The organism is Candidatus Methylomirabilis limnetica (assembly GCF_003044035.1).
GTDB classification, from domain to species: Bacteria; Methylomirabilota; Methylomirabilia; order Methylomirabilales; family Methylomirabilaceae; genus Methylomirabilis; species Methylomirabilis limnetica.
This window is the reverse complement of sequence record NZ_NVQC01000026.1, coordinates 41,488-55,397: the sequence shown is the minus strand read 5'-3', so window position 1 is coordinate 55,397 and position 13,910 is coordinate 41,488. Positions and strand designations below refer to the sequence as shown.

General features: G+C 59.6%; 12 protein-coding genes. All 12 read left to right on the top strand.

Annotated elements, in window-relative coordinates; translation table 11 throughout:
• Positions 1-47: 47 nt before the first annotated feature.
• The 12 genes from CLG94_RS10510 to CLG94_RS10460 all read left to right on the top strand — a co-directional run bounded on the left by CLG94_RS10510 (position 48) and on the right by CLG94_RS10460 (position 13,907).
• Complete coding sequence (locus tag CLG94_RS10510) at positions 48-1,601, top strand: TldD/PmbA family protein (RefSeq protein ID WP_107563340.1); 1,554 nt, start codon at positions 48-50, stop codon at positions 1,599-1,601.
• 84 nt (positions 1,602-1,685) lie between these two features.
• Complete coding sequence (locus CLG94_RS10505; protein ID WP_107563338.1) at positions 1,686-2,396, top strand: HAD family hydrolase; 711 nt, start codon at positions 1,686-1,688, stop codon at positions 2,394-2,396.
• On the top strand, positions 2,393-3,142 hold the full coding sequence (locus tag CLG94_RS10500) for a nucleotidyltransferase family protein (protein WP_107563336.1): 750 nt from the start codon (positions 2,393-2,395) through the stop codon (positions 3,140-3,142). Before CLG94_RS10505 ends, CLG94_RS10500 begins: the two co-directional genes overlap by 4 nt.
• 18 nt (positions 3,143-3,160) lie before the next feature.
• Complete coding sequence (locus CLG94_RS10495) at positions 3,161-4,045, top strand: ATP-grasp domain-containing protein (protein WP_107563334.1); 885 nt, start codon at positions 3,161-3,163, stop codon at positions 4,043-4,045.
• Complete coding sequence (locus tag CLG94_RS10490; RefSeq protein ID WP_107563333.1) at positions 4,042-5,367, top strand: aspartate aminotransferase family protein; 1,326 nt, start codon at positions 4,042-4,044, stop codon at positions 5,365-5,367. The genes CLG94_RS10495 and CLG94_RS10490 overlap by 4 nt, the downstream gene beginning before the upstream one ends.
• Before the next feature lie 129 nt (positions 5,368-5,496).
• Positions 5,497-6,579, top strand: coding sequence for a Gfo/Idh/MocA family protein (locus CLG94_RS10485; RefSeq protein ID WP_107563331.1), 1,083 nt, complete (start codon positions 5,497-5,499; stop codon positions 6,577-6,579).
• Between the two features lie 233 nt (positions 6,580-6,812).
• On the top strand, positions 6,813-8,039 hold the full coding sequence (locus CLG94_RS10480; RefSeq protein WP_107563329.1) for a CDP-alcohol phosphatidyltransferase family protein: 1,227 nt from the start codon (positions 6,813-6,815) through the stop codon (positions 8,037-8,039).
• A complete protein-coding gene (locus CLG94_RS10475; RefSeq protein WP_107563327.1) occupies positions 8,036-9,409 on the top strand; it encodes an inositol-3-phosphate synthase in 1,374 nt (457 codons plus the stop codon). Before CLG94_RS10480 ends, CLG94_RS10475 begins: the two co-directional genes overlap by 4 nt.
• A 125-nt stretch (positions 9,410-9,534) precedes the next feature.
• A complete protein-coding gene (locus CLG94_RS13065; RefSeq protein ID WP_133174699.1) occupies positions 9,535-9,774 on the top strand; it encodes a lysophospholipid acyltransferase family protein in 240 nt (79 codons plus the stop codon).
• Between the two features lie 456 nt (positions 9,775-10,230).
• Positions 10,231-12,747, top strand: coding sequence for a sensor histidine kinase (locus CLG94_RS10470; RefSeq protein ID WP_107563325.1), 2,517 nt, complete (start codon positions 10,231-10,233; stop codon positions 12,745-12,747).
• Positions 12,748-12,864: 117 nt separating this feature from the next.
• The gene (locus CLG94_RS10465) at positions 12,865-13,230 is read left to right on the top strand and encodes a four helix bundle protein (RefSeq protein ID WP_107563323.1); all 366 of its coding nucleotides are present in this window, start codon (positions 12,865-12,867) and stop codon (positions 13,228-13,230) included.
• A 227-nt stretch (positions 13,231-13,457) separates the two neighbouring features.
• Positions 13,458-13,907: a response regulator gene (locus CLG94_RS10460; protein ID WP_107563321.1), complete on the top strand. Its 450-nt coding sequence runs from the start codon at positions 13,458-13,460 to the stop codon at positions 13,905-13,907.
• Positions 13,908-13,910: the final 3 nt, after the last annotated feature.

The following is a 13,910-nucleotide window of genomic DNA, read 5'->3' as shown; positions in this document are numbered from 1 at the left end:
TAACCGCTAAACCGCTAAACCCTTGTTGTGTTCCAGGAGACTTACCGATGATCTCAACCGCTGAACTTGCTAAGGCTGTGACGCAAGCCTTGGAGTATCTAGGGTCAGCCGAGCAGGTGGCCGAGGCCGAGGTCTTTGCGTCAAGTAACGGTAACCTCTTAGCCCGGCTGAACTATACCTCGCACATCCCATGCAATGGCGTCGAAGAGCCGAAATCAAGTGAATCGTACGGCCTTGGAATTGCGGCGGTTTTCAAGACAGAGGCCGGTGTTACGATCGGGTTTGGCAGCGAACCGAGCGATCTAAGCCTCGATGGGGTAAAAAGAGCCCTCGGGAAGGCCAGGCGCGGCGCCGTCGTCGATCCCGAATTCTCGTCGCTGCCGAGAGCCACGGGTGAGCGGCGAAGGCTCCGCCGCTACCACGACCCTAAACTGATGAAGATTCGGGACGAGGATCTGGTTGAGGTCGGCTGGAAGGTTTTGCAGGGGGGACTAAAGACCTTTGCGGCTTCTCCTCAACTTGCCGAACTGGCGGGCGGTAAGGGCCAGATCAGTGCATTAGGCCTCATTGTAGGTGGCGATGTGACCATCCAGCAGGAGCGGATCGCCATCGCCTCGACCGCCATGCCCGAGGTCCAGACCGACGAATCGACCCTGATCATGGCCTTCATCACCGCAATGGTCGAGGCCAAGGCCTCCAAGGGCAGCGGCTGCTCCGCCGGCACCCGCCTGGACCAGTTTACTGACGGCGCCGGTGTAGAAGCCGCACACAACGCTCTCGCGGCGATTGGCGGAGAGCGGATCAAGGGTGGGGAGTATACGGTAATCTTCGGGCGTCAGCCTGTGGCCGACCTCCTGAACAATCTGATCCTGCCTTCTCTCAGCCTCAGCACCTTCTACAGCGATAGCTCTCCGTTCATGGGACGGCTCGGGAAGCGAGTCGCATCGAAGCATCTCACCCTCTACGACCATGGCAATAAGCGTGGGTTGATGGGCAGCAAGGGGATCACCTGCGAAGGACTACCGACCGGGAAAACACGCCTGATCCAGCGGGGCAGATTGGTAGGGCTGCTCACCAACTATTACGAACAGCAGCGTATAGTAAGAGATCCCAGGGGTACAGAGAAGCTGGGGGTGGACCCGAACCAGCACGGCAGCGCAATCGTGCCGCGGAACGGTTTCCGATCCTGGGCTGGTGGCGGTCGACAGTTCGGTGTCCAAACCGCAGTCGCCTCAACCAATGCTGTCGTACAGGGTGGAGACCAAAGCCTCGATGAGCTCATCGCCACCGTAAAGAACGGCCTACTCATCGGGCGGATCTGGTATACGTATCCTATCAACGGGTTACGGGCCGGCGACTTCACCTGCACAGTGGTTGGTGACTCGTACATCATTAAGGACGGACGGATCACGACGCCGCTGAAACCCAATACGGTACGGATCAACGATAATATCCACACGATTCTCTCTAATATCATCGCGATCGGTAAGGATGTAAGGGAAACCTTGGTCTGGGCGGCAGACGAGGTCATCTATACGCCCGAGATCGCCGTTCGAGGCGTCAAGCTCGACGAGATCGCCTCCTTCATGGAGCAGCTCTGAGTACGTCTATAGCGGCTATTGCGTCTATAGCGTCTATAGCGTCTATAGCGTACGACGCAATGACGCAATGAACGCAATGACGCAATGAACGCGATGACGCGAAGCCGGATGGTAAAAGAGTTGCCAAAAGCTATTCTCTTCGATTTCGGGGGAACCCTTGATGCCGACGGAGTCGCCTGGAAAGATAGATTCTATCCGTTCTATCTCGCCGAGCATATGGAGATAGAGCGGGATCGATACGATCAAGCCTACTATGTTGGCGATGATGCTCTGGTGGCGCGGGGATTCTCGGACTACTCGTTTCGAGAGAGCCTCCTGTTCCAGGTCACGGGCGTACTGGAGGCGTTGAATATGGCCGATGCGAGGGTAGCGTCGCGTCTGTGCGACAGGTTTCTTCAGGACTCACTGGATAAGATCCGTTCTAACCTGACGATCCTGCGGGAGCTGTCAGTACGATTTCGACTCGGCATCATCTCGAACTTCTATGGCAATCTCGAACGCGTCTGTCTTGAGAGTGGGCTGACCCCGCTCATGAGTGTAATGGTTGATTCGGCGCGCGTCGGGTTCACCAAGCCGGACCCTAGGATCTTTCAGGCCGCGCTGATGCAGTTACAACTCGATCCACGAGAGGCGGTATTTGTCGGCGACTCATTGCCTCGAGACATGGAAGGGGCGAAAGGTCTCGGGATGCCCCATATCTGGCTGGTATCAGACCACTCCGGTGCTGCCGTACCCTGTTGCCCGGGTGACCCTATGATCAGGTCGCTAGCAGATCTTCGGGAGATACTCCTGTGAACGCGCCCACAACCCTGATAGGGGGCATCATTGCGGCCGGGGAAGGTTCCCGGTTGAAACGGGACGGCTTGAGGATGCCGAAGCCGATGGTGCCGGTCGCAGGTATCCCGTTGATCGAGCGGGTGATGAGCAATTTTGTGAAGGTCGGTATCACGCAGCTACGGATCATCTTCAATGAGGACGACCGGGAGTGCGCCACATTCATTCAGGAGCGTTTCCCGAATCTCGACGTCCAATGCATCGTGAAAACTACACGCTCATCGTACGAAAGCTTCTGGGAGGTTGGTGGGCGATCCGGTCCAGGCCCCATCCTCATGTCTACCGTGGACTGGATCTGTCCGGAACCGGCCTTCCGCCGATTCGTCGATCAGGCCCGGCGCTGCAGTCAGGCTTCCGTCGTTTTGGCCGTGACGCCATTCGTGGCCGACGAGAAGCCTCTCTGGGTGACCCTCGATCCTTCCGGGCGCGTAACGGGAATAGGGGGTGACTCGGGTGACGTCGTAACCGCCGGACTCTACCTTGTGCCCGGCTCAATCTTTGCCGAAGCCCCTCACCCGTCTACACTGGATCGGCTTCGTGACTTCCTGATCTGGATGGTTGATCGCGGGATCCCGGTCTATGGGGTGGTCATTGACCAGGTCATCGACGTCGATCGCGCCGAGGATCTTCACCTGGCCGAAACTCTTGTACAAGAACATGAAAAGACAGGGTCTACCCTACACCCTCTACCCTCTACCCTGTTTTAAAAGCGGAGGCAGTACCTCATGATGCCGTACCTTTGGGGGATTTATCGTGAACAGCAGCACTCGCCGGGTCGGGAATTCGATGATGCTGAGATCCTGAGGCTCGTGGCCAAACATGTCGAAGCGGCCGGCTACCAGGTACACCTCAAGACGCCGGAGGAGCTCGGAGTAGCCGATCCTTCGACTGGGCTTCGGCCAGACCCTTTGCCGTCGCTTGTATTTTTAATGTGCGAGCGGGTCGAAACCCTACGTTCTCTTGAGCCGATTGAGATGCAAGCTATCCCACATGTCAATCCTCTTCAGGCCGTGCTGAACACCTATCGGGACCGAATGATTCCACTTCTCGCCGCCTCAGCGATTCCGATCCCGAGGAGCCAGGTCATATCGAGCAACTCGTTCAACCCTGATCATCCTTCGCCACAGCTTCCGACAGGCTCTTTCCCGATCTGGGTCAAGCGAGCCGATGTCCACAATACCCAATCCGGGGATGTTGAACTCGTATCATCTTTGGAGGATCTCCGGAGGGTTCTGGCAGCGCTCTACGGCAGGGGAATCTCCCACGTGGTGCTGCAGCAGCACATTCCGGGAGATTTGATCAAGTTCTACGGGATCGGAAAGTCTCTTACAGGCCATCGGAAGGACACATGGTTTAAGTGGTTCTATCACCGGGATCAGGATCTGGCTCGGTATCCCTTTTCGGAGGAGGCATTACAGACCGTTACCCAGCAGGCGGCTTCCACCATCGGGCTTGAGGTGTACGGAGGTGATGCCATCATCACGCCTACCGGGGAGTTCTTCCTCATCGACATTAATGCGTGGCCTTCGTTTGCGTTGTTTCGCGAGGAAGCTGCTCCCCAGATCGCTACGTGGTTGCTACGTCGCCTCAGACAAGGAGCGCTCCTATGAAGCGAAATATTCCTGGAAAGCGGTCCAGGGCGATCTTCACCCGTGAGGCGCGCCATATGGCACCGGGTCTACAGTCGATTGCGCTGTATTCCGGGCTGGCGATGGCGAGAGGGGAAGGGTGTACCCTCATCGATGAGGACGGCAATCGATATCTCGATTTCATGGCTGGGATCGGTGTGGGGAGCATCGGGTATACGCACCCGCACTACGTCGAGGCGATGAAGGCCCAGATCGAGCGGCTGACGTTCGGTAGCTTCACCACTGAGAACCGGGCCCGGTTTCTTGCGCTGCTAGCATCGGTCACGCCGAAAGGGCTCAAGCGGATCCAGATGTATTCCAGCGGGGCGGAGGCGGTCGAGGCTGCCTTCCGACTCGCCAAGTCGGCGACTAAGAAGTTTGAGTTTGTCGGGTTCTGGGGCGGGTTCCACGGCAAGACCGGCGGGGTCCTTGGGCTGTTGGGGGATGACTTCAAGAAGCAGATGGGACCCTTCATGCCTGGCCTCTACAGCGCCCCGTACGCCAACTGCTATCGCTGTCCCTTGAAGCTCCGTTATCCCGACTGCGGTATTGCCTGCGCTGATTTCCTGCGCCAAGTGATCCAGTATCAGACCCAGGGCGAGATCGCTGCGATCATCGTGGAACCGATCCAGGGGACTGCCGGAAATGTAATTCCGCCCCAGGGGTTTTTGAGCGCGGTACAGACGATTGCCAAGGAGAATGATGCCCTGCTGATCGCCGACGAGATGCTCACAGGCTTCGGCCGCACCGGATCGATGTGGGGGTGCGATCACGAGCCGATTGTACCGGACGTGATGACGGTCGGCAAGGGGATGGGAGGCGGGTTCCCTGTCAGCGGGGTGATTTCGACACAAGAGCTGATGGCGAGCAAGCCCTTTGGTAATCCGAGCGGAAGCTCCTCAAGCTATGGAGGCAATCCGCTAGCCGCAACAGCGGGGCTGGCTACCCTCGAGGTAATCGTTAAGGATCGGCTTGTGGCGAATGCCAAGCGTGTCGGCGCGGTCATGCTGAAACGGCTGGAAGTGATGAAGGAGAAATACCCGTTTGTGGGCGACGTGCGGGGCAGAGGGCTCTTGCTGGGCATCGAACTGGTCAAGGATAGGCAGACCAAGGAGCCGCTTCCGAAGCCAATGACGCAAAGGTTGTTTCAGGCCTGCCTCCGAAGGGGACTACTCGCGATGTGCTATTCCTACAATATCCGGATCAATCCGCCGCTTCTCGTCACCGAGGCGCAGGCATTGGAAGGCCTGGCTATTCTCGATGAGGCCTTTGCCGAATTAGAAAAGACAGGGTATAGGGGATGAAGACAGGGTATAGGGTGGAGGGTAAAGGGGACAGGGTATAGGGTGTGCGTATAAGGGTATAGGGATGAGGCAAATCATCGACTTTTTCCCTAAACCCTAAACCCTGTACCCTAAACCCTGCTTTAAGAGATGTTGAGAGGCGCCATCATCGGCCTGGGAAATGTAGCGGTAAATGGGCATCTGCCCGGATGGGAGGGGTGCGAGCAGGCCCAGATCGTTGCCGCCGCTGATGCCATCGAGCCGCGGCTCGTCGAGGCCAGAGGGCGTCTTCCAAAGGCGAGGCTCTACACTGAGGTCGAGGCGCTGCTTGCCTCCGAGCCCCTCGATTTTATCGATATCTGCACGCCCCCCGGAACCCACGCATCTATCACCCATCTGGCCCTCCAGCGGGGACTCCATGTCTTATGTGAAAAGCCTCTCGTGCTCTCTCCCGATGAGCTGCGACTCGTGAGGCGTGCGCAAGTAGAAAGCGGGCGAGTCCTGCATACCGTCCATAACTGGCTGTACGCGCCGATCATCAAAAAGGCAACGGACTTAATCCTGGAGGGGCAGATCGGGACAGTGCGGCACATAAGCTGGCAGGTACTCCGTCGTGAACCATCAATCTCGGTTGGGCCTGTCCTGAGCGGTTCGACTGAGCTCACCATAGGCTCCGTCGAGGGCTGTCCTGAGCCCAGTCAAGGTGGAGCAGCGCACGGCAACTGGCGGCTCGATCCGGCTATGGCGGGTGGCGGAATCCTGCTTGACCACGGTTGGCACGCCCTGTACATCATCCTACGCTGGCTTTGTCAAGACCCGAGGACGATATCCGCCACGCTCGAGAAGCGAGTGCATCCAGAATGGCCCGTTGAGGATACGGCGACCGTTCAGGTGAACTTTCCTGAGGCAGTGGCCGATATCTTTCTGACGTGGGCCGCGTCTTCACGTGGCAATAGCGCTGTGATCGAGGGGACCCGTGGGGCCATCCGGATAGAGGATGGCACCCTGATTCTAAAAAGCGACGGGGACGAGCAGGACTGGACATTCGAACAGCCGCTCTCGCAGGGCTCCCACCATCCGGAGTGGTTCTGCCAGGTGAGGGACGAGTTTCTACAGGAGATTTCGGACACTGAGCGGAGCGGAGAGAACCTCGCCATGGCGTCGCACTGCGTACAACTTCTGCACCGTGCCAAGGAATCGCACGCCAGAGGGGGCCAGCATTTGTCCGTGTAGGGGCAGGGCTTGCCCTGCCCAGAGGGCGCAGCAAGCGGCGCCCTTACATTGCAGTGTGATAACTACAAGGTGTTTAGGCTGAAGGCTGAAGGCTGAAGGTTCTAAATTATCTCGCAAGGCACGAATCGAGCCATTCAAGACCTTTTCGGAGTTTTGTATGATCACGCATGACTTTCCCCTAAAAGCCTTCAGCCTTCAGCCTATCTACCTGAGTAGTTACGCAGTGTGAACGTATGGTCATGAAGGGAGCCACGGTCCTGATCATGATGACGAAGGGCTCGGGAGAGATCTCCCCGGATACCGTTGTAGCCGGGATCCCGTTGCTTCGGCGTATGGTGATGGTCGCCTCCCGAGCGGGCTGCCATGAGATTCTAGTGGTGGATACCGGTTGGCCAGGACTCACGAGGCTCTTGACAGGAACGCGGGCAGTACTGCTTCCTCCAGAGAAGCTCACCGACCTGCCTGTGCGTTGCACTCAGACGGGCCACCCGCACTCCAGCCGTATCCTGGTACTCGCCTCTGACCTTCTCCTGCGCCCATCGCTGCTCACGCATCTCACCGAGATGCCGTTACGCGCTGAGACGATGCATGTCCCAGCCAGCGGAATCGCTGCCGTTGAGACGGCTGACCCCAAGGTCCTTCTGTCAATGATTGGGCGTGCTGACGATGATCTGTCTGTGTTCTCCGGACTGGAGCGGACCTACCAAAGAGTGGGCGCTCTCATAGACGGTGCCGGCTGGGTCCGGGTCTCGAACCGGGCGGATCTTCGTAGTGCCGAGCGGTGGCTCCTGCGCGGTCTGGTCAAAGATACGGAAGGCTTCATGTCGAGGCATTTCGAGCGAAAGATTTCACTGGCAGTCACCCGATGCCTCGTACGCACGGACATCACCCCGAACCAGATGACAGCCGTAAGCGTGGCGATAGGTCTATTGGGGGCCCTGTTCTTTCTCTCGTCCATACCAGCGTATCAACTGACCGGCGCGCTCCTGTTCCTCTTGCATTCGATCCTGGACGGCTGCGATGGGGAGATCGCCAGGCTCAAGTATCTGGAGTCTCGCCTGGGCGGCATCCTGGACTTCTGGGGAGATAATGTTGTACACTCGGTAGTCTTTGTCTGCATCGGCTTGGGATGGCAGATGGCCATCAAGGCTCCTGCCCCCTTGGTCTTAGCGGTTTCCGCGGTGATCGGCACCCTCCTGTCAGCCGGTCTCGTCTACCGACAGACCATGCGGAACAAGGTCTCAGAGGGGCCGCTCTTTACCTCCGTCACCAACTCCGAGGCCCCATCCCGCCTTATCACTCTTGCCGATGCCCTCGCAAAGCGGGATTTCATCTACCTTGTCGTCATCCTATCGGCACTAGGAAAGGCTCATTGGTTTTTGGTTCTGGCCGCCTTCGGTGCGCCGCTCTTTTTCTTCATATTGCTGTGGACCTCACGCAGGGAAAGGGTAAAGGCATGAGCGAAAAGAGTTCTCTCTATCCGGAACTGATCAGGGCGATCAAGCCGGCCACAGGTACGCTTGGGGTGCTGCTCCCGGGGTTGGGTGCGGTGGCCACTACCCTTATCGCAGGGGTCCACCTGATCAACAAAGGTCTTGCCCAACCGCACGGTTCCCTCACGCAGATGCAGCGGATGCGCCTGGGCAAGCGGACCAACCCTCGGTTTGCCCTGATCAAGGAGGTGGTCCCCCTCACTAATCTTAACGATCTGGTCTTCGGTGGCTGGGACATCTTTCCTGAGAACGCCTATCAGATCGCATGCCATGCCGGGGTTCTGTCCAGGGAGTTGCTGGACCAGGTCAAAGACCAACTGGAATCCGTCAGGCCGTGGCCAGCGGTCTTCGAGCAGGCCTATGTGCGGAGGTTGTCGGGGCCGCACCTTAAAGCCGGCCCGACCAAGAAACACCTGGCGGATATGCTGATCGAAGATATCGAGGCCTTCCGTCGGAGAGAGGGGGTCCAGCGTGTCGTGATGGTCTGGTGTGGATCAACAGAGGTCTTCATGCAGCCGTCCCCCGTGCACGAGACGATCGAGGCCTTTGAAGCTGGCCTCAAGGCGAACGCCCCGGAAATCTCCCCGTGCATGATCTATACCTATGCCGCTATCTCGGCTGGCGTGCCCTTTGCGAATGGCTCACCCAACCTGGCTGTGGATATCCCGGCGCTGGTAGAGTACGCTCACAAAAGGCACGTCCCGATCGCCGGGAAGGACTTCAAGACGGGCCAGACCTTTCTGAAAACCGTGGTCGCGCCAGGGCTGAAGGCCAAGATGCTGGGGCTGACCGGCTGGTTTTCCACCAACATCCTGGGGAACCGGGACGGCGAGGTGCTGGATGATCAGGGATCGTTCAGAACCAAGGAGGTGAGCAAGAGCTCGGTGCTGGGCGCGATCCTGCAGCCGGAGCTCTATCCGGATCTGTATGGCAAGGTGTTCCACAAGGTCCGCATTGAATATTATCCGCCGCGGGGCGATGCTAAAGAGGGGTGGGATAACATCGACATCTTCGGTTGGCTCGGTCAGCCGATGCAGATCAAGATCAACTTCCTCTGTCGGGACTCCATCCTGGCAGCGCCGGTAGCCCTTGATCTGGCACTGTTTCTGGACCTGGCCCAACGGGCCGGATTATCGGGCATTCAGGAGTGGCTCTCGTTCTACTTCAAGTCTCCGATGGCCCGAGTGGACCTGCAGCCGGAGCATGACCTGTTCATCCAACATCTAAAGCTGACAAATACCTTGCGCATCCTGGTCGGGGAAGAGGTACTTGACCACTCCGGGCTTGATTACTACGAATCCGGAGATGCCTATCGAGCAGGCATGGGCGGGGCTTGAGCCTGTCCTGAGCTTCGTCGAAGGGGGCCGCACTACCTCGATCCCTTCTTTGCCGCCGGCACGACCGTGGAGGTGATCGATGTATCGGAACACCAACCCCGCCGGATCCCCTCGGGAGACATGGCGTGAACTCATCAAGACAGTCTGAGACGCGGATCCTCTTGCTCTGTCCGACGTGTCAGCGGGACAGGCGGCTCGTCTCGCTCAGTGAGGACCGGCAGGTCATCGAGCGCATCCTTCGCCATCTCGGAGTGTGGCAACAGGGTGTGCGCGTCTCTTCAGCAAGAGCATCGCCTGAGATGGCGGACAGGGTCATCGAACCCTGGCTCGATGACCCTGTCCGGATGACGACACTGAACCGGTGATGATGGACGCGAACGGATTAGACCATCGCGACAGGAGCGGTCTGCCGACGTGCGGCCCTGCTCGCAGCACGCCGGGTCCGCGTCGGTATTCAGATCGGCCTCGGCGCCGCAACACGCGTGATCCCACTTTAAGCTTGACTCTCCAACATGATTCCCACACACTTTCCCCCATGAGTGCGCTTCTTCCTGCGGCCTCCACGGGCGCGTGCCCGTACCGCCCGAAAAGCGATTTCTTATCAATTTGTTTTGCGAAACCTTCGGCACGCCGCCGCTATGCAACCGCATGAGCCCGTGAAAAAGAGACAACCATTGATATAGGTCAATATCAGGTCTCCGAAAAAGTGCAGGGTCAAAATAGAAATGCGGAGGAGATGCCACAAGGTGCTCCCCTGTAAGGCGCGCAGCGAAGTCCGACGCAAAGAGTGGACGAGAACCCGTAAAGTGTTCGTACGCAATATGGAAAAAATCTTGCGCAAGCAAGCAAGCAAGCCTGACGTCCGCCGCGTCGGTCGCGGCCTCGCGATGAAGCTGGTGGATGAGCTCGTTCCGCCCACTCGCAACCCGTACGTAAATACGAGCGAAGAAAACAAGAAACGCGCGACGAACGGGCTCGTCCGGGCATGCGCAACGACTGCGGCCGGTTTCGGATTCATCGCCCTGCTTGGCTGGATACTGGAGTTTCCCCTTCTCACCAGCCTGGGGCCGGGCTGGATTCCGATGGCGCCGAGCACCGCGCTGCTGTTCCTGCTTTTTGGCGCCGCGGTGTTCTTCTGCGCCGGCACGCCACTTGGCCGCGGCGCGTATCGTATCGGCATGGCCATTGGCTCGGCCGGCGCGCTGGTCGCCCTGCTGTTGCTGGTCCTGTCTCTGCTCGGCATGGCGCTGCCGGCAGAGCGCCTCGGCTTCGCCATCGCGCAAACCTTGAACGGCGCGCCGGTCGGGCATATGTCGCCGCTGACGGCGCTGTGCTTCGTGCTGGCGGGCGGGTCGCTGCTCGCCTCACTCGGCTCGTCGCCCGATCGGCCGTGGAAGGCGACGACGGGTTTTGTGCTGGCCTGCCTTGTCATTTTGGCCAGCACCGTATTCCTGCTCAGCTATCTCTTCGGGACGCCCGTGCTCTATGGCGGGAAATTCATTCCGCCCGCTCTCACGACCAGTCTGGCTTTCGCGGCGCTCGGCGCGGGGCTGTATTTGCTCACCGCATTGCGAAGCGGGGCCGCCGGCGAGGGCGACGCGGCAAGCCAGCGCGCTTCGCGTTCGGTGGTGCTGGTGATGATGTTCGTCGCCGCAGGACTCATCGCCGCCGGGTATCTGTATTTCCAGCGCCACGATCAGGATGTTCGCAGGGACGCCGAGCAGAAGTTGACCGCCATAGCAGAACTCAAACGCAGCGAACTGGTGGCGTATCGCAAGGAGCGCCTGGCCGATGCTTCCATTTTTAGCCGGAACGCCGACTTCGCGGCGCTCGTGCAGCGCGCCCTCGATCATCCGGGCGACGCGCAAGCCCGGGCTGGATTGCGCGCGTGGCTGGACAAATTCGCGGCGAACCCGCATTACGACCGCGTCGTGCTGCTGGACGCGCAAGGCGCCGTGCGCATGTCCGCGCCGGATTCCAGCGTGCCCATCAGCGCCACGGTAGCGCGGCGCGCGGCCGAACTGCTGCGCTCGGGCGAGGTGGGGTTGCAGGATTTCTACCGCAACGAGCATGACCAGCGGATCTACCTGACGCTGCTGGTGCCGATTGTCGAGGCATCGGCCAGCCGCCGGGCGCTGGGAACCCTGCTGCTGCAAATGGATCCGGCGACGTATCTCTACCCGTACATCAGGCGTTGGCCGGTCCCCGATCGCAGCTCGGAAACCCTGCTGGTACGCCGCGACGGCGACGACGTGCTGTTCCTGAATGAACTGAGGTTCCGCGACAACACCGCGCTGTCGCTGCGCATTCCCGCGTCAAACACCGAAACGCCCTCGGTGATGGCTGTGCTGGGGCGCGAAGGCATCGTCGCGGGCGCGGACTACCGCGGGGTGCCGGTGCTCGCCAGCGTTCTCAAGGTGCCGGACTCGCCCTGGCTGCTGGTTGCCAAAACGGATATCGCGGAGGTGTTGGCGCCGGGGCAGGAAGTGCTGTGGCTGACGACCGGCCTGGTCGCCGTCCTGCTCCTTGGCGGCATTGCAGTGGTGGCGCTGATCTCGCGCCAGCAGCGCGCGCTGGCCGCCGAGGTCGCCGCGCGCAGAAGAGCGCTCGCTATCACAGCCCGCGACCTGGCGCGCTCCAACGCCGACCTGGAGCAGTTCGCCTACGTCGCCTCGCACGACCTGCAGGAGCCGCTGCGCATGGTGGTCGGCTACGTTCAACTTCTGGACAAGCGCCTCGCCGGCAAGCTCGATGCCGACACGCGCGAATTCATGGCCTTCGCGGTGGACGGGGCGCTGCGCATGCAGGCCCTGATCCAGGGCATTCTGGCCTATTCGCGCGTCAGCACCCGGGGCGCGACGCTGGACCCCGTGGATAGCGCGGCTGCGCTCAAGGGGGCGCTCGATCTGCTCGCCACCCGGATCGCCGAAACCGGCGCCGAAATAGATGCGCAGCCGCTGCCCAGGGTGATGGCGGACCGCACGCAACTCGCGCAGTTGTTCCAGAACCTGATCGGCAACGCGCTCAAGTTCTGCAAGGACCGGGCGCCGCGGGTGCGCGTGGCAGCGGCGCGCGAGGCCGGGTGGTGGCGCTTCTCGGTCACGGACAACGGCATCGGTATCGCGCCCGAGTACCGCGCGCAGCTTTTCGTGATTTTCAAACGATTGCACACGCGGCGCGAGTATCCGGGGACCGGCATCGGCCTCGCGATCTGCAAGCGCATCGTCGAGCGCCATGGCGGGGACATCGGCATCGAGTCCGCGCCCGATGGCGGCGCGCTGTTCTGGTTCACGCTTCCTGAGGAGAAAATTCAGGAGGCAGGAGGCAGGAGGCAGTAGTCAGGAGTCAGGAGTCAGGAGGCAGGAGTCAGGAGTCAGGAGTCAGGAGGCAGGAGTCAGGAGTCAGGAGGCTGAATTCTGAATTCTGAATTCTGGATTCAAAATTGAGGAGTCAGCATGAGGTCGCCGGCGACGCGCTTTGAGGACTTGGTGGTGTGGCAAAAGGCCCACCAGTTTGTACTTGCGGCCTATCGTTTGTCCTGGACATTCCCGCGAACTGAGGCCTATGGTCTGTCGTCTCAATTTCGACGCGCGGCCGTCTCCGTTGCGGCAAACATTGCGGAAGGATTCAAGAAACGCGGAACAGAAGACAAACTCCGCTTTTACAACATCGCACAAGGTTCCCTCGAAGAATCCCGATACTATTTGATTCTCACCATGGACCTTGATTACGGCGATGTTTCCAAATTGATACCGTTGCTTGAAGAAGTCAGCAAACTGCTTGAAGCCTATTCGCGCACCATCCGGAATTCTGACTCCTGAATTCAAAATTCAGGAGGCAGGAGGCAGGAGTCAGGAGGCAGGAGTCAGGAGGCAGTAGTCAGGAGGCAGGAGGCAGGAGGCAGTAGTCAGGAGGCAGGAGGCAGGAGTCAGGAGGCAGGAGTCAGGAGGCAGTAGTCAGGAGGCAGGAGGCAGGAGTCAGTAGTAGGATTCTGGATTCTGAATTCTGAATTCTGAATTCTGAATCCGCAACCTGAGGAGAAACTCCCATGAGTTCCAATGAAGTCAACGCCCGTTCGATCGAAATCCTGCTGGTGGAAGACAACCCTGGCGACGCCCGCCTCACCATCGAGGCGATGCGCGAAGCCAAGATGAGCAACCGCATCCACGTCGTCGAGGACGGCGTCGAGGCGATGCAGTTCCTGCGCCGCGAAGGCCGCTTCGGCGATGCGCCGCGGCCGGATCTGATCCTGCTCGACCTGAACCTGCCGAAGAAGGACGGGCGCGCGGTGCTGGCCGAAGTGAAAGCCGATCCCGCGCTCAAGCGCATCCCGGTGGTGGTCCTGACCACTTCGCGCGCCGAGGAAGACGTGCTGCGCGCCTACGACCTGCATGCGAACTGCTACGTGACCAAGCCGGTGGATCTGGCGCAGTTCATGAAGATCGTCGCCCAGATCGAAGAGTTCTGGATCAAGGTCGTGGTCTTGCCCAAAGGATAGAAC